Origin of the sequence: Streptomyces sp. DT224 (assembly GCF_049844595.1) — a bacterium.
In the GTDB taxonomy this organism is placed as follows: domain Bacteria; phylum Actinomycetota; class Actinomycetes; order Streptomycetales; family Streptomycetaceae; genus Streptomyces.
Map to the genome: position 1 here is coordinate 246,698 of NZ_JBNCLI010000005.1, position 20,166 is coordinate 266,863.

Annotated in this window: 23 protein-coding genes; 18 read left to right on the forward strand and 5 right to left on the reverse strand. The window is 68.5% G+C overall.

All coding sequences use genetic code 11. The features are described from left to right. The first annotated feature begins 237 nt into the window (after positions 1–237). Positions 238–2,007: an ATP-dependent nuclease gene (locus ACLQ2N_RS14260; RefSeq protein ID WP_425812733.1), complete on the forward strand. Its 1,770-nt coding sequence runs from the start codon at positions 238–240 to the stop codon at positions 2,005–2,007. A 423-nt stretch (positions 2,008–2,430) separates the two neighbouring features. Here ACLQ2N_RS14260 and ACLQ2N_RS14265 read toward each other — a convergent pair whose 3' ends face one another. Continuing rightward, the gene (locus ACLQ2N_RS14265; RefSeq protein ID WP_425812735.1) at positions 2,431–3,273 is read right to left on the reverse strand and encodes a DUF1932 domain-containing protein; all 843 of its coding nucleotides are present in this window, start codon (positions 3,271–3,273) and stop codon (positions 2,431–2,433) included. A 228-nt stretch (positions 3,274–3,501) separates the two neighbouring features. Between ACLQ2N_RS14265 and ACLQ2N_RS14270 the strand changes: the two genes are divergently transcribed. From ACLQ2N_RS14270 to ACLQ2N_RS14310, 9 genes are all read left to right on the forward strand, one after another. Continuing rightward, positions 3,502–4,731 (forward strand): helix-turn-helix domain-containing protein, encoded by a 1,230-nt coding sequence (locus ACLQ2N_RS14270; RefSeq protein WP_425812737.1) that lies wholly within the window; start codon positions 3,502–3,504, stop codon positions 4,729–4,731. Positions 4,732–5,135: 404 nt separating this feature from the next. Beyond that, positions 5,136–5,453, forward strand: a complete 318-nt coding sequence (locus ACLQ2N_RS14275; RefSeq protein WP_425812739.1) for a hypothetical protein — start codon at positions 5,136–5,138, stop codon at positions 5,451–5,453. A gap of 203 nt (positions 5,454–5,656) precedes the next feature. Further along, positions 5,657–6,208 (forward strand): hypothetical protein, encoded by a 552-nt coding sequence (locus ACLQ2N_RS14280; protein WP_425812741.1) that lies wholly within the window; start codon positions 5,657–5,659, stop codon positions 6,206–6,208. Positions 6,209–6,338: 130 nt separating this feature from the next. Beyond that, positions 6,339–6,587 (forward strand): type II toxin-antitoxin system CcdA family antitoxin, encoded by a 249-nt coding sequence (locus ACLQ2N_RS14285; protein WP_329043579.1) that lies wholly within the window; start codon positions 6,339–6,341, stop codon positions 6,585–6,587. Next, on the forward strand, positions 6,584–6,985 hold the full coding sequence (locus tag ACLQ2N_RS14290) for a DNA-binding protein (RefSeq protein ID WP_425812743.1): 402 nt from the start codon (positions 6,584–6,586) through the stop codon (positions 6,983–6,985). Before ACLQ2N_RS14285 ends, ACLQ2N_RS14290 begins: the two co-directional genes overlap by 4 nt. A 612-nt stretch (positions 6,986–7,597) precedes the next feature. Next, positions 7,598–8,347 carry an SDR family NAD(P)-dependent oxidoreductase gene (locus tag ACLQ2N_RS14295; RefSeq protein WP_124277767.1) on the forward strand — a complete coding sequence of 250 codons (750 nt, stop codon included), beginning with the start codon at positions 7,598–7,600 and terminating at the stop codon, positions 8,345–8,347. Between the two features lie 97 nt (positions 8,348–8,444). After that, positions 8,445–8,588: a hypothetical protein gene (locus ACLQ2N_RS14300; protein ID WP_425812745.1), complete on the forward strand. Its 144-nt coding sequence runs from the start codon at positions 8,445–8,447 to the stop codon at positions 8,586–8,588. A gap of 267 nt (positions 8,589–8,855) precedes the next feature. Further along, the gene (locus tag ACLQ2N_RS14305) at positions 8,856–9,245 is read left to right on the forward strand and encodes a VOC family protein (protein WP_425812747.1); all 390 of its coding nucleotides are present in this window, start codon (positions 8,856–8,858) and stop codon (positions 9,243–9,245) included. After that, a complete protein-coding gene (locus tag ACLQ2N_RS14310) occupies positions 9,233–9,475 on the forward strand; it encodes a YciI family protein (protein ID WP_425813226.1) in 243 nt (80 codons plus the stop codon). Before ACLQ2N_RS14305 ends, ACLQ2N_RS14310 begins: the two co-directional genes overlap by 13 nt. Positions 9,476–9,569: 94 nt before the next feature. On the opposite strand, the gene ACLQ2N_RS14315 is transcribed toward ACLQ2N_RS14310, so the two are convergent. Further along, a complete protein-coding gene (locus ACLQ2N_RS14315; protein WP_425812749.1) occupies positions 9,570–9,782 on the reverse strand; it encodes a DUF6243 family protein in 213 nt (70 codons plus the stop codon). A 543-nt stretch (positions 9,783–10,325) separates the two neighbouring features. Here ACLQ2N_RS14315 and ACLQ2N_RS14320 point away from each other — a divergent pair. From ACLQ2N_RS14320 to ACLQ2N_RS14335, 4 genes are all read left to right on the forward strand, one after another. Then, complete coding sequence (locus tag ACLQ2N_RS14320; RefSeq protein ID WP_072489439.1) at positions 10,326–10,529, forward strand: cold-shock protein; 204 nt, start codon at positions 10,326–10,328, stop codon at positions 10,527–10,529. 225 nt (positions 10,530–10,754) lie between these two features. Next, positions 10,755–12,245 carry a DEAD/DEAH box helicase gene (locus tag ACLQ2N_RS14325; protein WP_425812751.1) on the forward strand — a complete coding sequence of 497 codons (1,491 nt, stop codon included), beginning with the start codon at positions 10,755–10,757 and terminating at the stop codon, positions 12,243–12,245. Between the two features lie 42 nt (positions 12,246–12,287). Continuing rightward, positions 12,288–12,632 (forward strand): CBS domain-containing protein, encoded by a 345-nt coding sequence (locus ACLQ2N_RS14330; RefSeq protein ID WP_425812752.1) that lies wholly within the window; start codon positions 12,288–12,290, stop codon positions 12,630–12,632. A gap of 44 nt (positions 12,633–12,676) precedes the next feature. Next, positions 12,677–12,988 (forward strand): SCO5918 family protein, encoded by a 312-nt coding sequence (locus ACLQ2N_RS14335; RefSeq protein WP_425812754.1) that lies wholly within the window; start codon positions 12,677–12,679, stop codon positions 12,986–12,988. Between the two features lie 98 nt (positions 12,989–13,086). On the opposite strand, the gene ACLQ2N_RS14340 is transcribed toward ACLQ2N_RS14335, so the two are convergent. After that, the gene (locus ACLQ2N_RS14340) at positions 13,087–13,446 is read right to left on the reverse strand and encodes a hypothetical protein (RefSeq protein WP_425812756.1); all 360 of its coding nucleotides are present in this window, start codon (positions 13,444–13,446) and stop codon (positions 13,087–13,089) included. Between the two features lie 670 nt (positions 13,447–14,116). On the opposite strand from ACLQ2N_RS14340, the gene ACLQ2N_RS14345 reads away from it, so the two are divergent. Both ACLQ2N_RS14345 and ACLQ2N_RS14350 read left to right on the forward strand, forming a co-directional pair. Next, on the forward strand, positions 14,117–14,446 hold the full coding sequence (locus ACLQ2N_RS14345) for a MerR family transcriptional regulator (protein WP_425812758.1): 330 nt from the start codon (positions 14,117–14,119) through the stop codon (positions 14,444–14,446). Between the two features lie 206 nt (positions 14,447–14,652). Next, on the forward strand, positions 14,653–15,000 hold the full coding sequence (locus ACLQ2N_RS14350; protein ID WP_425812760.1) for a hypothetical protein: 348 nt from the start codon (positions 14,653–14,655) through the stop codon (positions 14,998–15,000). A 214-nt stretch (positions 15,001–15,214) separates the two neighbouring features. Here ACLQ2N_RS14350 and ACLQ2N_RS14355 read toward each other — a convergent pair whose 3' ends face one another. Next, positions 15,215–15,991 (reverse strand): hypothetical protein, encoded by a 777-nt coding sequence (locus ACLQ2N_RS14355; RefSeq protein WP_425812762.1) that lies wholly within the window; start codon positions 15,989–15,991, stop codon positions 15,215–15,217. 147 nt (positions 15,992–16,138) lie between these two features. On the opposite strand from ACLQ2N_RS14355, the gene ACLQ2N_RS14360 reads away from it, so the two are divergent. Next, positions 16,139–17,050 carry a glycosyltransferase family 2 protein gene (locus tag ACLQ2N_RS14360; RefSeq protein WP_425812764.1) on the forward strand — a complete coding sequence of 304 codons (912 nt, stop codon included), beginning with the start codon at positions 16,139–16,141 and terminating at the stop codon, positions 17,048–17,050. Positions 17,051–17,107: 57 nt separating this feature from the next. Here the strand turns inward: ACLQ2N_RS14360 and ACLQ2N_RS14365 are convergent, their stop codons facing one another. Beyond that, the gene (locus tag ACLQ2N_RS14365) at positions 17,108–18,124 is read right to left on the reverse strand and encodes a glycoside hydrolase family 11 protein (protein ID WP_425812766.1); all 1,017 of its coding nucleotides are present in this window, start codon (positions 18,122–18,124) and stop codon (positions 17,108–17,110) included. Positions 18,125–18,432: 308 nt separating this feature from the next. Here ACLQ2N_RS14365 and ACLQ2N_RS14370 point away from each other — a divergent pair, with 308 nt between their 5' ends. After that, complete coding sequence (locus tag ACLQ2N_RS14370) at positions 18,433–20,061, forward strand: hypothetical protein (RefSeq protein WP_425812768.1); 1,629 nt, start codon at positions 18,433–18,435, stop codon at positions 20,059–20,061. Positions 20,062–20,166: the final 105 nt, after the last annotated feature.

Genomic DNA, 20,166 nt, shown 5'->3' on the forward strand with positions numbered 1-20,166 from the left:
AGGACCAGGGAGGCCACTGGCTCAACTTCCAGGCAGGAGCACAGCTGGCTCGATCGAGTTGCCAGTCACCGTACGGCCTCCTGATCATGCTCGACGCGGGCCCGAACCGGCAGGGCACCGGCCAATCCCGCTCCCCCAACCGTCGGGTGCGGGAGAGAAAATACCTCACACTACAAGCACCCCCCATATAAAACAAATGGATGGAAGGCCCTCAAGATCAGTGGTAAACAGGACTCGATGGTCTTAGCAACAGCAACCTCAGGGGGGGCGTTGATCAAAGAAATTAAGTTCACGAATTTCAAGGCATTCGGGAACTTCACGATGACATTTAAAGGTGCTTCGCTTCTGGTGGGTCCAAACAGTGCAGGAAAAAGCACCATCCTAACCGCACTACGGCTCGCGGAAACATGTCTCAGACTCGCAAAAAGAACACGCCCAAACGCGACTGAACAACACGCAGGATCTTACTATCTATCTTACCCCGTACCAACACGCGATTTCGCCGCCCTGAACGAGAGCGTCCGACACAATTTTCGCGACGCCGAGACAAGCATGGAATTGTCATGGAAAAACGGCTGCAAAATGCGGATCGTGTGGCCGGAACGGCGCCCGCACGAAGACGAGCCTAATCCATTCTTTTACCTCCTCGAAGAGAACGGAAACCCCCCGAGAACGGTTGCGCCGGTCAAAGCAAATTTCTCGACAATTGGCGTGATTCCTACACTGTCACCGCTTGAGCACGAAGAGCCAATCCTGGAATCAGAGACGGTCCGGAAAAACCTTTCAACCCGTCTCAGTAGTCGTCATTTCAGAAATCAACTGAGGCTACTTGACCAGGCAGGGGAATGGGAGGAATTTATTGACTTTGCCTCACCTTGGCTAGCAGGCGTTAATCTGAGAAAGCCAGTAGCACGATACGACACGTCGAGCATCGATGTTTTCTTTACGGAAGCAGGGAATAACTCGGAGAAAGAGATCGTATGGGCTGGCGACGGAGTACAGATTTGGCTGCAGCTTCTGCTTCACATCTATCGCTCCCGAGGTTTGCCTACACTCGTGCTCGACGAGCCGGAGGTGTTCCTCCACGCAGATCTACAAAGACGTCTAGTCCGTCTGCTCGAAGCTTTGGATACCCAAATCGTGTTGGCAACTCACTCAACCGAGGTCCTCACCGAAGCCGAGCCCGACTCCATCGTTTGGGTAGATAAGACCCGACGTAGAGCAGTACGGGCACCCAAAGATGCAAATCTCAACGGCTTGAATGCTGCACTCGGCAGCTCCTTCAACTTGGCGATGGCGAAAGCCTTGCGGGCCCATGGCGTGATTTTTGTTGAAGGAAAAGATATCCGAACCCTCAAGCGAATTTCCAGAACACTCGGACTGGGTAAAATTTCCGAAGATATCTCATTGGCCGTCGTGCCCATGAACGGATACTCCCGATGGGAACACGCTGAAGCATTCGGCTGGTTTCTCAGGAAATTCCTTGGAGACACGGTCAAGGCTCTAGTTCTACTGGATCGCGACTTTCGCACCGAGGCACAGGTCGAAGAAGTAATCAGGCGTTTTGACAACGTTAACGTACATGCTCACGTCTGGAGGAAGAAGGAACTCGAAAGTTACCTCATCATTCCGGAATCCATCGCACGGCTCTCCCAGTGCCCAGTCGGAGACGTAGAGGAGATACTGGACGACGTAATGATTGGAATGCAGAACAAGGTCACGTCACGAATCCTTGCAGAGAAAGTGATCACTGAAAGGTCATCAGGTAAAAGTGTGGCCACCATTAATGAAGACGGCTTGAATGATCTAGCCGAAAAATGGAAAAGGAGCAATTTTCGCTATTCTGTTTGCCCACCCAAGGAAGTTATGGCAGCTACAAATAGAGAGTTGCAGAATCGCGGCTACAAGGCCGTCGCCTTCGACACAATCGCAAAATACGCCAAGGCAAGTGAAATTCATCCTGAAATGGTTGCACTTCTGGAGAAAATCGAGCAGCTAGCCGATTAAGCCGCGCTCCGGGCTCGGCGCTGGCTAGCCCCGCACGCAATGGGCCGCGCTGCGCGCCTAGCACCTGCCAATGCGCATGGGATGTGATTGGCAGTGTCGAGCGGCGCATCGTCGAACTCGTGCCAGGTGACGCGAGTTCGCCGGTCATCATCACGCACTGGCCCACCCGCCAACCCGGAACCTGCACCCTGGCCGGTTCCCGTCGCACGGCGGCCTCGTGCCCCATCCGTGCCCAGCATGGCGGACAACAGAGGTCAGATGCAGCTTCCAGAGACTGCGGCCCCGTGGGCAGCCCACCAGGAAAGCGCAGGTCGGCGGTCCCTGGGCGGCCCAAGCCCCGCTGACTCCCAAGCTCAGAGCGCGAGTTCGATTCTCGTCACCCGCTCTTCGAAGAATGGCCCCGGTCACCGACCGGGGCCATTCTTATTCGGCCCTCTGGGTTCGGAGCCGCGACAGGGTTTCCGCGACGGGTGTTTCATACCGGTCCCTGTCTTTTTCCCAGAGCGAAAGAACCCGGCCCGCGGCCTTGGCCATGTCCGTGGGCAGGTCAGCCGCACGAAGCGCATCGGCGACCTCCTCCATCTCGGGTGCCCACCGCCAGGCCCGGGCTGCCACGCTCGGCAGGTACTCCGGATCGGAGAGAATCGCGGAGACCATGACGTCCGCTTCGGCCGTCAACTGCTCGCCGACCCCATGGGCGTCGGCGAGCGCGTGCGCGACGCCGGCGAGCGTACGAGCGGCCTTCTGGTAACTGGCAAAGGCCATCTTGAGAGCAGAAGCAGAACCGACCATGTCACCGACTCGGCAGACGTGCAGGGCCGTGTCCGTGAACAACGAAGCGACCAGGTCAACGGCGGAGCCGGACCCTGCGAGGTAAAGCCGTGCCGTACGCCCGTCGCCCGGTGGCTGACCGAAAACGGAACCGTCGACGACTACGGAGCCGGGGCGGATTTCCTCGGCGATCCGCTGTGCGCGCTGAGGGCTGATGGCGTTGCCATCGACGTACACCCCGTCGAAAGCGTGCGCAGCTACGGCCGCGGCCACGTCCTCCGCCGCCTGCGGTGGGCAGACCGAGAGAACGACCGCGCTACGGGACAGAGCCTCCGCGAGTGAATCGCAGGCTGCGGCGCGGGCCTCCCTCGCTCGGCGCCACGTCTCCGCGCTGCGCTCCTTCGGCACCCACAGCACCTCGTGTCCGCCGCCGACAAGCTCGGCGCTGACCGCCGCGCCCATGGCCCCAGGGTGCAAGACGGTCACGACGGTCACTGGCTGCCTCCGGCGGAATGTTGATGAGGGGTGTCTCATCGACATGATCGTCTGCCGTGGTGCAGCACAGCGGGGGACTCGGCGCCTGGCTCGGACGAGCGGCCGACCGCCAGTACGGGACGGGGTCTCTCACGCGGAGGCCGTGTCATGGGTACCGTGCAAAAGACGAACTCTGGACGGACAGACCGGCGGTCGCACCGGAACGTCCGGCGGCCGGGAGGTGTCCAGATGCTGGAGGAAGCCGAGGAGATCGGCAAGCGCGCTCGCCGGGCGAGGCTGCGGTTGGGCATGCCGCAGGCCGACCTGGCGACAGCCCTCGGGAAGTCCCCGGGCTGGGTGTCGAAGATGGAGCGTGGCCTGATCGAGCTGGACCGGGTCGGGCTCCTCAACCAGGTGGCCGCCGAGCTGCACGTCCATCCGAACGACCTGATCGGACGCCCATACAGCAACTCCCCCGACGACAACCAGTGGCAGGTCGCCGCCTCATCGATTCTGCGCGAACTGCGCCGCTACGACCTCGTCCCCGTCTTCGACGGGACTCCCCGGCCCTCATCGCATCTGTGGCGTGAGGTGACCCGGCTGCACCGCCTGCGGGACACCGCTTCCAACGTGGCGATTCTCCGGGTCCTCCCCGACCTGTTCCGCGAGGCGCGAGCTCTGGCTGAGGAGTCGGAGGGGCACGAGCGAGAGGAGGCGTACGCCGTTTATACCGTGTGCTGCAAGTTCGCGCACACCGCCGCCCACGCCCTCGGGCATCCCGGACTGGTCGCCATGGCGTGCGAACGGGCCGCGTGGTCGGCCAGGCTGTCGGGGGACCCCGTGTTGCCCGCCGTCGCCGACTGGATGCGGGTCTGGGACATGTGGGCGACGGCTGACTGGACCGACGCCCTGACGCTCTCGGACAAGGCGATCACCTCGGTGGAGCAGGAGTACGACCGTGGCGAACCGCTGGCCGTACGAGCCTGGGGGACGCTGCAGCTGCGAGCTGCGGTCTCCGCCGCCCGAGCCGGCCGCGCCTCGGAGGCCGAGGACCGGATCGGTCACGCGAAGGTTGCTGCCGAACGCATGGACGCGTACGTCGGAGCGCCGGTGTACGACCGTCATTCGCTGACCTTCTCCGCCGGGAACGTGCAGATCCACGCCATCAGTGTGGCTCTGGAGATGGGCAAGCAGGGCAAGGCCCTTGAGATAAACCGTCGTACCAGCCCGGACCTGGTCGGGTCGCTGCCCAACTCCCGTCAGGGGCATCACCACATGGATGTCGCCCGCGCCTGGCTGTGGGACGGGAACCGCATAAAGGCCCTGGCCGAGTTGGAGACAGCCGAGCGGATCGCGCCCCAGCTCGTGCGGAACCATCCCATCGCCCGTTCGACGCTACGCAACATCGTCTACGCGGAACGAGCAGTGACGCGGGAGAAGTTGCGGCGCATGTCCGACCGCTTCCGCCTGGACGGATAGGGGTCGTATTCCTCCGGCTCATATTCGAGGGTCGTCGTATCCCTAACTTCAGAGCATGACGCGACAACCCTTTTCCCATCTCCCCTCGCAGGGAGTCGAGTTAGGTATGGCAGCGCCCTTCGTTCCACGGCTCGGCGACCTCGCCACTGACAGCGCCCGTGAGGGTCGTGTCGGTGTCGTGGGGGGGGGGGCCCCCCCCCCGGGGGGCCCCCCGCGGGCGCCACACCCCCCCCCCCGCGCCCCACCCCCCGGGGGGCCCCCGCCCCGCCCCGGGCCGGGGGGGGTGGTGGGGGTGGGGTGGGGGCCCCCCCCCGGGGGCGGCCCCCCCCACGACTTACCACCTGCGCCCGCCCGGAGGCGGAACCCAGTGGTCCGCGCCCGCCGACGGGACGACGCTCAGGCCGGTGCCGGCGAAGGCCACGCACGCCACGCTGCTGGCCGGCGGGGACGCGGTCTACGACCGGAGGGCCCGGCAGGGATCGGTCCCCGTCGAGTTCCACTTCGACGACGGCTCGACCCTCGACGGCGCACTCATCCTCACCACGGCGGAGCTGGAGCGGCTGTACGTGCAGAACAGAACGACGGCCCGCGTGCCCGCTTCCGACGTGGTGGCCCCTTCAGCACGCCTGCCCGTGGTCAGCTCCGCGGCCTGCCTGGCACAGACGGCGACGTCCGTCCGCACCGCCGTAGACCATCAAAACTGCATCCGCCGTCTGGTCTAGGTTTTGCCTGTGAACCACAGCTGTTCCAACGGCGGCGCACCCCGCGAGCCCGACTTGCCGAATTACCAGATAGTCCTGTCGGAGACTGATTGGGGTTCGCTCGAGACGCCTTTCGGGAACGGTGAGGACCTCCCCGAGGTCCTCACACGGCTGCTGACCCCGACCCCAGGGCCCAGGTCAACGCTCTGTCAGAGCTAGGTGAGATGGTCGGCCACCAGAACACCATCTACGAAGCCACCGCTCCCGTCGCCATGTATGTCGCCGGCATCCTCACCCACCCGGCGGCTACGACCCCCCGGCCCTATCGCAAGGTCCCCATCCGCGCGGCACTGTTGAACTGGTTGGTTTCCACGGCTTACGACGCCTCCGACGAGGTTGCGAGCCGCACGGAGCAGTACTTCCCTGGCTTCCTGGCCCCCGGCACCGTCGTGGCGTCCTTCCGGGGCCTGCGCCCGATGCTCTACCAGGCGGTCTCGCCCTTCCTCCGAGACAGCCACGAGGACGTGCGCGAAGCCGCCGTTATCGCCGCGCTCATCCTCGCCGAGCACCCCGCGCTCGCCGAACACCGCGATCACCTCGCCGTGCACGCGCGCGCCATCCTGGACACCAGCGGCGACGACCCCAACCGGCGTGTTACCCGGAGGGCGCTCGAAGCGTGGGGCCACGACGCCCCCGACTCCGAGCCTTTCCTGGAGGAGTCCTGGGACTGGGGGCCGCACGGTGATGGCCGCAGCTATCTCGAACCGCCCTTCTGACCGATACGCGCATGGTCGGCGGGCTCGTACTCCCGGCGCCGGAAACCACACCCTCCGGTCGCGAAACCTTGACCAGAAGGATGGGTGCCGCAAACCCAAGTCTGCACGCATACTCCAGTATGCTTACCGCATGTCCTCAACGACTCGCATCACCGTCACGCTCCCCAGCGACCAGGTGGCGGAGCTCCGCAAGCTCACGGACAACGTCTCCGGCTACGTAGCGGAAGCCGTGGCCCGCCAGATCCGCCACCAGCTTCTGGGCGACGACCTTCGCCGGCATGAAGAAGAGCACGGAGGCTTCAGCGACGAGGAGCTCGCCGAGGCCCACTCGAAGATCTTCGGCGCCACCAACTCCTCCAAGGGCGCGGACGCCGCGTGAGCGAGCGCATTGAGACCGTCGTCCTGGACTCGGAAGGGCTCTCCGCCTGGATCGCGCAGGACCGCAAGCTCCTCGCGATGCTGCAGGTCTTCCACGACATGGGAGCCGACCTGGTGATCGGGGCGAACACCATCGTGGAAGTGACCCACTCCCGTAGTAACATGCCTCGTCTGAACTGGGCCCTGTCGCGCATCAAGGTGGAGCCGGTCACCGAGCAGGCGGCGAAAGCGGCAGCGGCGCTGCTCAAAGGTGCCGGACTGCACGGGCACAAGTACGCCATCGACGCCACGGTCGCCGAGGTCGCGCTCCGCCAGCCGAAGCCCGTCGCCCTGCTGACGTCCGACCGCGATGACATGACCAAGCTCTGCGGCAGCCAAGTCCGCATCGTCCCCCTCTGACCAGTCGGCCCGCCCGGAGCACGCGTCGCACTGGCAGCTCTCGTGCCCCATCCGTGCCCAGCAGAGCGGACAACAGCGGTCAGATACGGCTCCCAGAGACCGGGCGCCATCCACCTGCCCGTTGCGAAACCGCAGGTCAGAGCCCCTCCAATAACGTAAGAACCGTTGATTCCCAAGCTCAGAGCGCGAGTTCGATTCTCGTCACCCGCTCTACGAAAAGCCCCAGCCCAGCGGCCGGGGGCTTCTTTGTTGTCTGGACCACTTCAGGCACCTTGTGTCCTATGCATGCCAGACTCTCGCTCATCTCCCCCGCAGGGGCCATTTCCTTTCGAGCTCGATGACTGAGTTCTTGCTGGTCAGGCAGAGGGCCGAGGTATGCGTGGCAGGCAGTCCGCGTCGTGTCCGTGCGGTCGCGGAGGTTCGGGATGCCGTCAGTGATCGGGCTGTTGAAGAAGCGGGAAGGCATCGCCGCTCAGCGCGGAGCGGATCCGGGCTCCGCCATCCGGGTAAGGAGCCTGCGGCACCTGCCCGTTGACGCCGAAGGCCGACGGTCGTACCGTCGCCGGACAGAGATGTGACCATCGTTCATAAACGAGAATATGAGGTGGGGTCATGGGGCAGCGCAAGGTCGTGGTGTCGGGTGGCGGTACGGGGATCGGGCGGGCGGTGGCCGAGGTCTTTGCGGCGGACGGCGACCACGTCGTCCTCATCGGGCGGCGCGAGGAGCCCCTGGAGAAGGCCGCCGGAGAGCTCGACGCCGCGCATGGTGCGGGAACGGCCTCCTGGGTCGCCGCCGATCTGAGCGATCCCGGCCAGGCCCGCAGAGCCGTGGAGTTCTGCACCGCGGGCGGCGCGCAGGTCGACGTGATCGTCGCCAACGCCGGCGGCAACGTCGCACCGGCCCACGACGGCACCCTCGAAGGCGTCGCGGACAGCTTCCGCCGCAACTTCGAGGCCAACGTGCTCACCGCCGTGCTGCTCACCGAAGGATTGCTGCCCCACCTCACCCGGCCCGGCGGGCGGATCATCCAGATGTCGTCTATCGCCGCGCTGCGCGGCCCCGGTTCGTACGGCGGCTCCAAGGCCACCGTCAACGCCTACACCGTCGACCTGGCACAGAAGCTCGGCCCGCAGGGCATCACCGTGAACGCGGTCGCTCCAGGCTTTGTCGCCGACACCGAGTTCTTCGGCGACCGGGCCACGCCCGAGTTCGTCGCCGCCCGGACCAAGCAATCGCTGACGGGCCAGGCGGGCCGCCCCTCGGACATCGCCGCCGCGGTGCACTATGTGGCGTCACCTGAAGCGGCGTACATGACGGCGCAGATCGTGCATGTGAACGGGGGTGCTTCACTGGGGCGGTGACGGTCCGTGACCTGGTCATAAGCGCCCGTGCGGAACTGACCACGGCCGAAGACCGTACTTCCGGGGGATCGACGCCGACGGCTCGCTCCCACCCTGGATGACCGTCCGGCCGCTGGCCTCCCCGAGCCCCGGCGGCCCTCACATCGTGGACCTGGCCGGCGGACGCGGCTGGCTCATCTCCACCTTCATGCGCCGCTACGCCGATCCCCAGATCGTCGTCACCGAAACCTTCTGGGCCTGACGTCTGCGCCACCGGAGCGTCTGCAGCACAGGTGGCTCCCGTTCCGCTCTCCGTCACCCGCTCCAGCACAGAACCTCCGGCTGATGCCCCGCAGTCGACGTGCCTCATCCGCGCCCCGCCGAGCGGACAACAGCGGCCAGATGCGGCTGCAGGATCAACTTCCTTGATCCATCGGGCAGATGGACATATGGTCTACGGCAACATCGCGTGTCGGTCACCGGCTGGGTGAGGCATGGAGGTGTCGGGACATGCCTTCGGAGGCATTCCTTGTCAGTCGAGTTGAATCACACGATCGTCCACGCCCGGAACAACCGGGAGTCCGCAGAGTTCTTCGCGAACCTGCTCAACCTCGAGATCACCGCCGAGTGGGGTCCGTTCATCGCGGTGGGTCTGGGTAACGGCGTCACACTGGACTTCGCCACCGTCCCGGTGGACAGCATCACGCCGCAGCACTACGCCTTCCTGATCTCCGAGGAGGAGTTCGACGCGGCGTACGCGCAGATCACAGAGCGCGGCATCGAGCACTACGCCGACCCCCGGCAAAAGCAGCCGGGCACGGTCAATCACAACGACGGCGGCCGCGGCGTGTACTTCATGGATCCGGCGGGTCACGCCATGGAGCTCATCACCGTGCCGTACGGCGGCTGGGCCTCGTAAAGCTCGTCGGCGGCGATGCCCTGGAGACGGAGCGCATTCCCCCCGCGACGGTTCGCAGGACGGCCGACGGGACGACGGCGGTCACCGACGGGCCCGCGCACGCCGGTGAGGAGACCCTCGGTGGCTGGTTCGTCGTCGATGTGGCCGACCGCGAGGAGGCCGTCGAACTGGCCAGGAGCCTCCCCACCCCGGAGACCGTCGAGATCCGCCCGGTCCTCGACTCCGCCTGAGCGACACGGTCCCGGCCGCGGAACGCCGCGTGGGCCGGAGCAGTCGCACGGCCGGGGCACGGCCGTCGGGCCGTGCCCCGGCGTGCGCGGTGCGTCAGCTTCGGGCGTCGTCGTCCGTCTGCCCCGTGCTCCCGGCCGCATGAGTCTTCTCGCGCATCTTGCGCACCAGCTCCGCCTTGCGGTCAGCGGCACCCCGGCGGTCGAGGTTCCGGTGCGGACCGTTGTTCTGCCGTTCCGCGCGGGACAGCCTCTTCCGGTGGCCGCCGCCCTGGCCCACGGGGTTGTTGATGTTCTTGCTGTCGGTCACGGGTTCTCCCGGTGGTGTGGTGAGGGGATCTACGGATGCACGGCGGGGACGGGAGGAGTGACGAAGGACGCCGGCGGGCCCGTCACGCTCTCACCCGTGAATCGGCGCCTGGAAGAACATGCCGAAGACGTTACCCGGTCCCGTCGGCCCCGCACACCGACCCTTTCGCCGTCCCGGCGTCCGGCGGCCCTCGGCGGGCGCCCGCGATCGACTCGTCCGGGACGCCGGTGCCTCCGGGCGGACGTGCTCCGCCCGAGTTCGCTGAATATCTCTTCCGGCCGTCTCAGAATTTAGCGGTCCGACCCAGGAGGGTTTTTGTCGCGACGTGTGCGGGAAAATGCTGAACGCACATAATCCTCCTTGGCGTGCTACTGTCGTAGTCAGTTGCAGTTTTGGTACCCAAAAAAACTTCAGGCGCCTCAGTTCGGCCGCAAGCCGTAGAGGGGCGCTTCGTATTTCCGGTCATTTCCGGGCAGGGCATCATCGCGGCGACACGGGGTCCGTAAAGTGCGGATTCTGCTGTACTGCCCAAAGGAGATTGACATGGCTACTGGCACCGTGAAGTGGTTCAACGCGGAAAAGGGTTTCGGCTTCATCGAGCAGGACGGTGGCGGCGCTGACGTGTTCGCCCACTTCTCGAACATCGCCGCCCAGGGCTTCCGCGAGCTGCAGGAGGGCCAGAAGGTGTCCTTCGACATCGCGCAGGGCCAGAAGGGCCCGACGGCCGAGAACATCGTTTCCGCCTGACGCTGACGCGCATGTGTAGCTGGGGCCCGCATCCCTCGGGGTGCGGGCCCCAGCTACTTGCTTTTCCGGATTACCCCCCGCGCACCACCCCTCATTTTTCGCCTACGCCGCCACGGAGTTCCCGCGGGCCGCGTTCGCATTTCATTCGGTCCGTGCCTGTGATTCCCCGCGCTGCTTTTCCGCTGCGGAATTCCTTGATGCGTGCCGTATCAAGGAAGGTTCGACATGAACCCCACGCGCACGAATACCCGGTCCTCCCGCACCGCCTCCCGCGGGGACGGCCGCGGAGGCCACCCCACCGCCGGCCCGTTCCGGGGCCGTGGCTCCGGCTCGTCCGCGCCGAGCCGCTCGGGCGGCCGGCGGCCCGCCCCGATACGGGGAGAGTTCGCCCTGCCCAAGACGGTCACCCCGGCGCTGCCCGCGGTCGAGGTGTTCAGCGGCCTCGACCTGCCGAGGAGCCTGCTGTCCGCGCTCACCGCGCAGGGGCTGACCACACCGTTCCCGATCCAGGGGGCGACGCTGCCGAACTCCCTGGCCGGACGCGACGTCCTCGGCCGCGGCCGGACCGGCTCCGGCAAGACGCTCGCCTTCGGCCTGGCCCTGCTGGCCCGCACCGCCGGTCAGCGCGCCGAGCCCCGCCAGCCGCTGGCCCTGGTCCTCGTTCCGACCCGGGAGCTCGCTCAGCAGGTCACCGATGCCCTCACCCCGTACGCCCGCGCCGTGAAGCTGCGGCTGGCCACCGTCGTCGGCGGGATGTCGATCGGCCGGCAGGCGCACGCGCTGCGGGGCGGTACCGAAGTCGTCGTGGCCACCCCCGGCCGCCTCAAGGACCTGATCGAGCGCGGTGACTGCCGGCTGGACCGGGTCGCGATCACGGTCCTGGACGAGGCGGACCAGATGGCCGACATGGGGTTCATGCCGCAGGTCACCGCGCTCCTGGACCAGGTCCGCCCCGGGGGCCAGCGCATGCTCTTCTCCGCGACTCTGGACCGTAACGTCGACCTGCTGGTCCGGCGGTACCTCACCGACCCCGTCGTCCACTCCGTGGACCCGTCCCAGGGTGCGGTCACCACCATGGAGCACCACGTCCTGCACGTGCACGGTGCCGACAAGCACCGGCTGACGACGGAGATCGCGGCGCGCGAGGGCCGGGTGATCATGTTCCTGGACACCAAGCACGCCGTGGACCGCCTGACCCAGCACCTGCTCGCCAGCGGGGTCCGCGCCGCCGCTCTGCACGGAGGCAAGTCGCAGCCGCAGCGCACCCGTACCCTCGCCCAGTTCAAGACGGGGCACGTCACGGTCCTGGTGGCGACGAATGTCGCGGCGCGCGGGATCCACGTCGACAACCTGGACCTCGTCGTCAACGTCGATCCGCCGACCGACCACAAGGACTACCTCCACCGCGGCGGACGCACCGCGCGGGCGGGCGAGTCCGGCAGCGTCGTCACCCTGGTCACCGCCGGCCAGCGCCGCGAGATGACGCGTCTCATGGCGGCCGCCGGCATCGTGCCCCGGACCACCGAGGTCCGCTCCGGCGAGGCGGCCCTCAGCCGGATCACCGGCGCCCGGACCCCCTCCGGCGTCCCCGTGACGATCACGACGCCGGTGCCCGAGCGGCGCAGGCGCGGCGCGTCCCCCGCCGCCCGGCGCAACCCGGGCACGGGGGCCCGGCGCGGGGGCGGGCGACGGCCCGCCGCGAACGCGGCGGCCTGAGCACCGCGTGATCCCAAGGCCCATCTCCGCAGGAGGCACGTTGTGACATCGGTCCAGAACCAGCCCGCCCCGGCGCACACCGGCCCCGTCCTCCCGTCGGTACTCGACGCCATGGACGCGGCCGGGCCGCAGGTCTGCGACGACATGACCGTCGAGGTGGCCCTGTCCGTCATGGCCAGTGCCCGGACCGTACGCCTGAGGGTCTGCGACAACGACGGCATGTGCACCGCACTGGTCACCCGGGCCCAGCTCGCCGTCGTCCGCGACGGCCCCGGCTACTCGGACCGGGTCCAGCTGCGCGACATCCTCGGCGAGCGGGGGACGCGTGCACCGGCGGCCGGGCGGACCGCGTACCGGCGGACGTCCGCCCTCGTCCCGGCCCTCTGAAGCGTCTCCCCCGCGGAACCATCCCTTTCTCCCTGTGAGGCATCGTGCGCTGTGTCATCGCCCGCTTCCCGTTCGAGCTCACCAAGAGCGGTGTCCTGGACTCCATGAAGGGCGTCAAGCCCGAGGAGGTCGCCGGAGACTCCGTGACCATCGGCCGCCGCGCCTACCCCGTCAAGCAGGTCGGTGAGGTCATCACCCGCCAGGACCGCCGCGACTTCAGCTCCGGTGAAGTCATCCGGGCGATGACCAAGCTCGGCTTCACCTGCCGCAGCGCTCCCGGGGCCGCCGCGCCCGCCCCGGCCCTCAGCCCGCTCCAGCACGCCTCCGCGATGCTCGGCACCCCGGTGGCCGTCTGACCGCCTGATGCCCGCGGGAAGCGCGGGCCCCGCCCTGAGCGGACGGGAGGGCCCGACCGGCATGCCGGTCGGGCCCTCCCGCGTACCCGGTGGGAACGTCAGTGCTCGGAGTACGTGAAGTCGCCCATGGTCCAGGCGCTGACGTCGGCGATCGCGACGCGGTACATCCCGCCCGTCTCCGGGATTCCCACCGTGCCCTGGAGGATCCGCGCCATGTGGAAGTGCAGATAGTCGGGCGGGCCCTCCCTCCGGGCCGCAGCGGTGAATACGGCGGAGAACTCGCCCAGCCGGGCCGAGTCGGTCAGGACCTCCGACACCCGCTGCCGCCATACGGCTTCGGGTGCCAGACGGCCGGTGATGACGGCACCACCGGTGACCACGGTGAGGGACATCTGGTTGCTGTGCCCGGACTCCACCAGCGTGGCGACGTCTACGAGCAGCTCGTCAGGCTTCGGCATGAGAGCCGATCCTATGCACGGGTCGGCCCGGTGTCCCCCCGGCCCCTCGGAAAGGCCGGTTGGCGACGGGCGGCCGGCTCCTCCGGCGCGGCCGACTGCCTCCTCGGAGTGAATCCGAAAATCTATGGTGACCACAGTAGACATTGCCCACTGACGTGGTTAGGGTTTCTCTTGTAACCCAGAGAGACAGTGATACCCGGCAGGGACGGACTGCCGGTGGTGGACGTAGTCGCAGGACGGTGCGGCGGTGGAGTTTCGAAGCCAGGGTTGTTGCGTGACGGCGACGGGACTGACGGCCGGACCGGGTGGCCCGCAGCAAGGGGCCGCCACAGCGGGGCCGCCGACACGACAGACGTGGCGCCCCCGCACGCAGTACGCAGTACCCGCAGGAAAGAAGTGTTGATCACCACAGGAAGAAGGAGGAGCCCGCGCCATCAGGATCGCCCGGGACGCGGCCGTCGGCCCGCCCGGGTACCGCAGGACATCGATAGTGAGGTGGTCTCCGGTCGAGCAACCGCGATCCCCGCACTCCCGACAGCAGCCAGGTCGGAGCCGCGGACAGAGAAGGCCGGTGCCGTGTCCGGGCCGGCAGGTGGTGTAGTAGTTCCTTCGGGGCCTTGGTGCCGTATGGCACCAAGGCCCCTCAACGCGTTCCACAAGAGAGGTGCAAGTGACAGCAGACGACTCGTACGGCCGTCTTGACGACGACGACTACCCCGCTTACACGATGGGCCGGGCCGCCGAGATGCTCGGCACGAGCCAAGGCTTCCTCCGCGCCATCGGCGAAGCCCGTCTGATCACCCCGCTGCGTTCGGAAGGCGGCCACCGCCGCTACTCCCGCTACCAACTGCGCATCGCCGCCCGCGCCCGCGAACTGGTCGACCAGGGCACGCCCATCGAGGCCGCCTGCCGCATCGTGGTCCTGGAGGACCAGCTGGAAGAGGCGCAGCGCATCAACGCCGAGTACCGCCGCGCGGCGGAAGCGGCGCCCGAGGACTGAGACGGCGGCGGGCTGCACGGGCGCGCGCCGGCGGCGCCCTCCCCGCCCCACAGCGGCCCCGCTCTCCCAGGTCCGCCACGGCCAGTCCGTCGACCGGGGAGACCCACGACGGACCGTCCTTCAGGTCGCGTCGAGGCCGAAGGGGGCGAGCACCGACGACGGCGGAGACCGGGGGCGGCTGCGCTCCGCGTCGTAACCTCGCCTCCATGCACAGAAGCCTGACGGCACACGCGCGGTGTCTGTACGGGGACGAGTACCGGCCCACCCCGGCGTGCGGGCTGGAACACCGGGAGCACTACTTCATCGAGGAGCTGACGTTCGCCGAAGCGGGCACCATCCTCGCCATGCTGCACGAACTCTGCCCGAACATCGTGGACGGCCGGCTGCCCGTGTGGGTACGCAACCTGGCCTACCGGCTGGTGCTGTTGCAGCGGCCGGACGAAACGGACGTGTTGCGGGAGGCGGCCCGGAGCTTGTGGCTGCACGGCCCGGACTGGGACGACGTGGCCGCCGGGCTGGTGGAGCGGGCCGACGCGCTGGAGTCACGCAGCTGATGCGTCGTCAGACACGTGGCACAGACGAGCTGCGGGGGCTGGGTCCATCCGTGCCGGGCCCCCGCGACCCAGCTCCCCGTGGGCCGGCTTCGCGGCCCGGGCGCGGACATGGACCGGCCTGGTCACGCAGATGCCCGCCCCCTGACGGACCGGCGCCCGGGCCGTGGCCTCCCGTGCGGGAGGCCACGGCCACGCAGCCGGGAGAGAGGCGCCCCTACGGGCAGGTCTCCTCGAACTTCACCGCCGTGATCTCCACCGGCTGCCCGCTCAGCTTCGTGCCCGCCGCCGGCACCTGGGTGCAGACCTTCCAGTTGCTCTCCAGCAGCACCATGCGGCCCTCGGCGGCGTCCTTCACCGTGAGCGAGGTCCCGGAGTCGAGGGCGTCGCGCGCGGTGTTCACCGACGTGCCCGCGAGGTCCGGCATCCGGCCGCCCACCGCCTTCGGGGGCTTCTGGTCCTCGGCCGGGCAGCTCTCCTCGGTCTTCACGGCGCCGAAGTCCAACTCGGTCGTCGTGGGGACCGACGCGCCGGCCGGCACGTTCTGGGAGCAGACCTTCCAGTTCCGGTCGAGCAGCTGCATCCGGTCCCGGCCCGCGCTGTCGTGCGAGGTCAGCGCGTAGAAACCCGTGGCCTGGGCCGCGTCCTGCGCGGACTGGAGGCCCATGCCGACGAAGTCGGGCACGGAGACCTTTGTGCCGGAGGCGTCGTCGGCCGGCCGGGCCGTGGCCTTCGGCGCGGGAGGCTCGGCGGCGGCCTTCGGCGTCGCCGTCACGGTGACCGTCGCGAGGGGCGCGGGCGTCGCGCCGGCGGCGTTCTCCGTACCGCTGCCGTCGGCGCCCGCGCTGCCCGCGACGGCTCCGGCGACGAACAGGCCGAGGGCCGCCGGGACGAGGACGCGCTTGCGCGCCCAGGCGGGCAGGCCCGAGGCCGCTCCGGCCGGCTTCTCCGGGGCCGGGCCCCAAGGTTGTTGGGTGCTGTTGTTCCAGCTCATTCGTCCCCCCAAGGTGCGATTGATGGAGGCATGACCGTATACGCACGCTCCGACGCAAGGGGAGGCAGGCCCTCCATAAGTGATGAATCCGTGACGACCACGAAGGCTCTAGCATCGGGTCCCTGTCGATCAGTGAGGTGAACCACCGTGCCCTTGCCGCGTATCGGGATCGTCATCGTGACCATGGGAACCCGCCCCCGGGAGCTGGAGGCACTGCTCGCGTCCGTGGCGAAGCAGGACGTCCCGGCCGCCCGCGTGGTGCTGGTGGGCAACGCGACCTCGCTGGACGACGTCTCGACCGATGTCCTCGGCGCGGCGGGCTCCCCCGGCGCGACCACGGTGACCAGGGTGCCGCTCACGGAGAATCTGGGGTGCCCCGGCGGCCGGAACGTGGGCCTCGCGCTGCTGCGCGACGCGGACGAGGTCGATGTGGTGGTCGAGTTGGACGACGACGGGCTGCTCATCGCGACGGACGTGTTCCGCGAGGTGCGGCGGCAGTTCGCGGAGGACCCGAAGCTGGGGATCATCGGGTTCCGGGTCGCCGACGAGCACGGGCGGACCGAGCGGCGCTGGGTGCCCCGGCTGCGGGCGGGCGATCCGATGCGCGGGGGTCCGGTGACCGCGTTCCTGGGCGGCGGGCACGCGTTCTCGGTGCCGATGCTCCGGCGGATCGGGCTCTGGCCCGGGGAGTTCTTCTTCGGCCACGAGGAGTCGGACCTCGCGTGGCGGGCGCTGGACGGCGGATGGGAGATCCGTTACGTGCCGACGCTCGTCCTCCAGCACCCCCGGACGTCGCCCGCCCGGCACGCCGTCTACTACCGGTTCACCGCGCGGAACAGGGTGTGGCTCGCGCGCAGGCGGCTCCCGGCGCCGCTGATCCCGGTCTATCTCGGCGTGTGGATCACGCTGGCCATGCTGCGGATGCGCTCACTGACCGGGCTGAAGGCGTGGTGGGGCGGGTTCGCCGAGGGGGTCAGGACGCCGGCCGGGGAGCGGGCGCCGATGAGCTGGCGGACGGTGTGGCGGATGACCCGGCTGGGGCGGCCGCCGGTTCTGTGAGGCGGACGGCCGGTGCGCTCCGGACCGGCCGCCGCCGCCCCGGAGCGCACCGCACGGTCAGCCCGTGGTGCAGGAGACCGACGGCCAGGTCCAGGTGCCGTTGGTCTGGATGGTGACGCCGAAGGTGTTGCCGCTGCCGTTGGGCTTGGCGGTCAGCACTTGGGCGCTGGGGTAACTCGCGCTGGTGTTCCAGGTGGAGAGGATCTTCTCCGGGGACGGGACGTTCATCGTCACGGTCCAGTTGCTGGAGCCGGAGACCGCGACATTGAGGTTGTAGCGGTCGCTCCACTTGTCGCCCGCGGTGAGGGTCGCGGTGCAGCCGTTGCTGCCGCCACCGGGGGTGCCGCCGCCGTTGTCACCGCCGCCGGAGGTGCTGCCCAGCGTGATGCTGGAGCTGCCGCTGCTCTGGTAGCCCTCGGTGGCCATGATCATGTAGTTGAAGCTGCCGAGGTTCATCCCGTGCTGGGCCCAGGCGTCGAAGTGGTTGCCGGTGGTGATGGTGCCCCCGGTCCGCTTGGACTGGCGGACGCTCCAGTACTGCTTGAACGTCTTGTTGCCCTCGATCGAGGGGGCGTTGGTGCGCGTCGTCTCGTAGATGTCGTACGTGCCGCCGTCACTGGTGACCGTGCCCTTGAAGGTGCCGGTGGGCCGGTAGGTGCCCCAGTTGTCGACGATGTAGTACTCCACGAGCGGGTTCTGCGACCAGCCGTAGAGGGCCAGATAGGCGTTGCCCGAGGGGTTGAAGGACCCGGAGTACGTCACGCTGCGGCGGCCGCCGGTGCTCCAGCCCTTGCCCGCGACGAAGTTTCCGGTGTTGCGCCAGGACGTTCCGTAACTGCCGCCGGAGCCCAGGTTCATGGAGACGGTGCCGGGGCTGTCGGTCCAGAACGAGTAGTAGTAGCCGTTGTTGTTCCCCGTCTGGTTCGAGGTGACGGTCGTGTCGGCGGTGGCCGTGCCGGGCAGGGCGACGGCGGCGACGACCGCGATCACCAGGGCGAAGGCGCTGCGGATGAACAGCCGTATCCCGGTGGGGGGTCTGGTGCGGCTCGTCGGATGTGCGGGGGCTGCGTGCATGGGGGTGTCCTCCTGGTCCCGTGAGCAGGTGGGCGTCGGCGGGGGGCTGCCGACGGCGCTCAGTGTTGGACCGGCCCCTGGGAGTGTCAATAGTTTCGGCACGAGTTGCGAAACCTTCGATTGCCCCTTGCCCTAGGGGAGTTGAGTCAATGCCCAGGTCATTCGACACCTCCTCGCCAGTAGCCGGGCGCGAATTCGGGCGGAAGCAAGCCGTCCCCTGATCTCTCACGCCTTCGATTTCGAAAGTTTCGGACCTTCTTGAAGGCCCCGGAGCGCCCCTGCCGACGGCGCCCCATAAGGTGTGCCGGATGGCGATCGGTGAGGGTGTACGGGCGGACACGGACAGTTCCAGCAGGGAGGCGGGTCGGCCCCCCTGGTGGCGGGTCCACCATGTCCCGTTGATCTCCGTCGCGGCCGTGCTGCCGCTGTACGCCGTGTGGGCCGCCTTCCTGGCCACCGGCGCCGGCGACCTCGCCGCGCAGCTCGCCTGGGCCGGGTTCACCGCGCGCCACCCGGGATCGGCGTACAACCTCTCCTGGTACGGGGGGACGCACACCGCGAACTACAGCGTCTTCTCCTCGTACGTCATGGCCTTCGCCGGCGTCCGCACGGTCTCCGTCGTCTCCGGGCTCGCCGCCACCTGGCTGCTGGCCCGCCTCTTCGCCCGTACGGGCCTGCGCCGGCCGCTCCCGCCCGCGCTGCTCGGCGCGTTCGCCCTGTGGTGCAACGTCGCGTCGGGGCGCACGACCTTCGCGCTCGGCGTGGCCGTCGGGCTCGTCGCCTGCCGGTACCTCCACCGGCCCGTGGTGGTCGTCGTCGCGGGGGCGCTGGCCACCATGGCGAGCCCGGTGGCCGGGCTCTTCCTGGTCGTCGTGGGGGCGGCCTACCTGCTCGACCGGCGGTGGCGCACGGGCGCGGTCCTGATGGTCCCGTTCTTCGCGGTCATCGGCGCGACGACGCTGCTGTTCCCCTTCCAGGGCGAGCAGCCCATGCACGCGGACCGGGTGTGTCTGCCGGTCCTCGTCTGCGCGGTGTTCGCGCTCGCGGCGCCCCGGACGCGGCAGTGGCGGCTGACACGGTACGGGGCCGTGGTGTACGCGGTCGGCGTGGTGCTGACGTTCTTCGTCGCGTCCCCCATCGGCACGAACGTCGAGCGGCTGCTCGGCCTGGTCGCCGTGCCCGTGCTGTGCGCGGCGATCCTCGACACGGCCCGTGCCGGGGCGCGGGCGCGTACGAAGTTCCTGGCCGCCGCCCTCGTGATCACCGGGTTCTGGCTCGTCAACAAGACGGTGGCCGACCTCCGCGTCGCCACCCCCGTGCCGGCCTGGGCGTCCCACACCGAGGGCGTCGTCGCCGCGCTCGACCGGCTGGGCGCCGACCGGGTCCGCGTCGAGGTCGTCCCCGCGCGCAACCACCGCGAGGCCGCCGTCCTCGCCCCGCACGTCAACATGGCCCGGGGCTGGAACCGCCAGCTGGACGTCGAGCGCGGGCGCCTCTTCTACGAGGGCGAGCTCACCCCGGACCGCTACCGCGCCTGGCTCGACCACTGGGCCGTGGGCCTCGTCGTCCTGCACCACGGGCGCCCGGACGGCCCCGCCGAGGCCGAAGCCGCCCTGATCAAGGGCGGGTTGCCGTGGCTGGAGCGGGTGTGGGAGGACGACGGCTGGACGGTCTACCGGGTCCGCGAGGCCACTCCGCTCGCGCCCCCGCCCGCCACGGTCACCGACAGCGGCGACGCGGATCTGGTCCTGCGCATGGAGCGGGCCGGCTCGGTGACCGTACGGGTCGCGTACTCGCCGTGGCTCCGGGTGCGGGGAGCGGGCGGGGCCTGTCTGCGGCAGGACGGCGAGTGGACGCGGCTGACCGTGCGGGCGGCGGGGACGTACCGGCTGGACTCGGCCTACGGGCTCGCCCGCTTCACGGGGGGCGGTTGCTGAGCCCGGGAGCCCGGTGAGCTCCCCGTCACGTCCGGGCAATGAAATACGGCGGAAACACACGGGGTCCCTCGCCGAAACGCGAGCCGGTCACGCTCGCAGTCGCTC

Coding starts and splice junctions, on each gene's coding strand:
- ACLQ2N_RS14260 (WP_425812733.1), top strand. CDS start 238: ATGGTCTTAGCAACAGCAACCTCAGGGGGGGCGTTGATCAAAGAAATT.
- ACLQ2N_RS14270 (WP_425812737.1), top strand. CDS start 3,502: ATGCTGGAGGAAGCCGAGGAGATCGGCAAGCGCGCTCGCCGGGCGAGG.
- ACLQ2N_RS14280 (WP_425812741.1), top strand. CDS start 5,657: ATGGTCGGCCACCAGAACACCATCTACGAAGCCACCGCTCCCGTCGCC.
- ACLQ2N_RS14285 (WP_329043579.1), top strand. CDS start 6,339: ATGTCCTCAACGACTCGCATCACCGTCACGCTCCCCAGCGACCAGGTG.
- ACLQ2N_RS14295 (WP_124277767.1), top strand. CDS start 7,598: ATGGGGCAGCGCAAGGTCGTGGTGTCGGGTGGCGGTACGGGGATCGGG.
- ACLQ2N_RS14300 (WP_425812745.1), top strand. CDS start 8,445: ATGACCGTCCGGCCGCTGGCCTCCCCGAGCCCCGGCGGCCCTCACATC.
- ACLQ2N_RS14320 (WP_072489439.1), top strand. CDS start 10,326: ATGGCTACTGGCACCGTGAAGTGGTTCAACGCGGAAAAGGGTTTCGGC.
- ACLQ2N_RS14325 (WP_425812751.1), top strand. CDS start 10,755: ATGAACCCCACGCGCACGAATACCCGGTCCTCCCGCACCGCCTCCCGC.
- ACLQ2N_RS14340 (WP_425812756.1), bottom strand. CDS start 13,446: ATGCCGAAGCCTGACGAGCTGCTCGTAGACGTCGCCACGCTGGTGGAG.
- ACLQ2N_RS14350 (WP_425812760.1), top strand. CDS start 14,653: ATGCACAGAAGCCTGACGGCACACGCGCGGTGTCTGTACGGGGACGAG.
- ACLQ2N_RS14355 (WP_425812762.1), bottom strand. CDS start 15,991: ATGAGCTGGAACAACAGCACCCAACAACCTTGGGGCCCGGCCCCGGAG.
- ACLQ2N_RS14365 (WP_425812766.1), bottom strand. CDS start 18,124: ATGCACGCAGCCCCCGCACATCCGACGAGCCGCACCAGACCCCCCACC.
- ACLQ2N_RS14370 (WP_425812768.1), top strand. CDS start 18,433: ATGGCGATCGGTGAGGGTGTACGGGCGGACACGGACAGTTCCAGCAGG.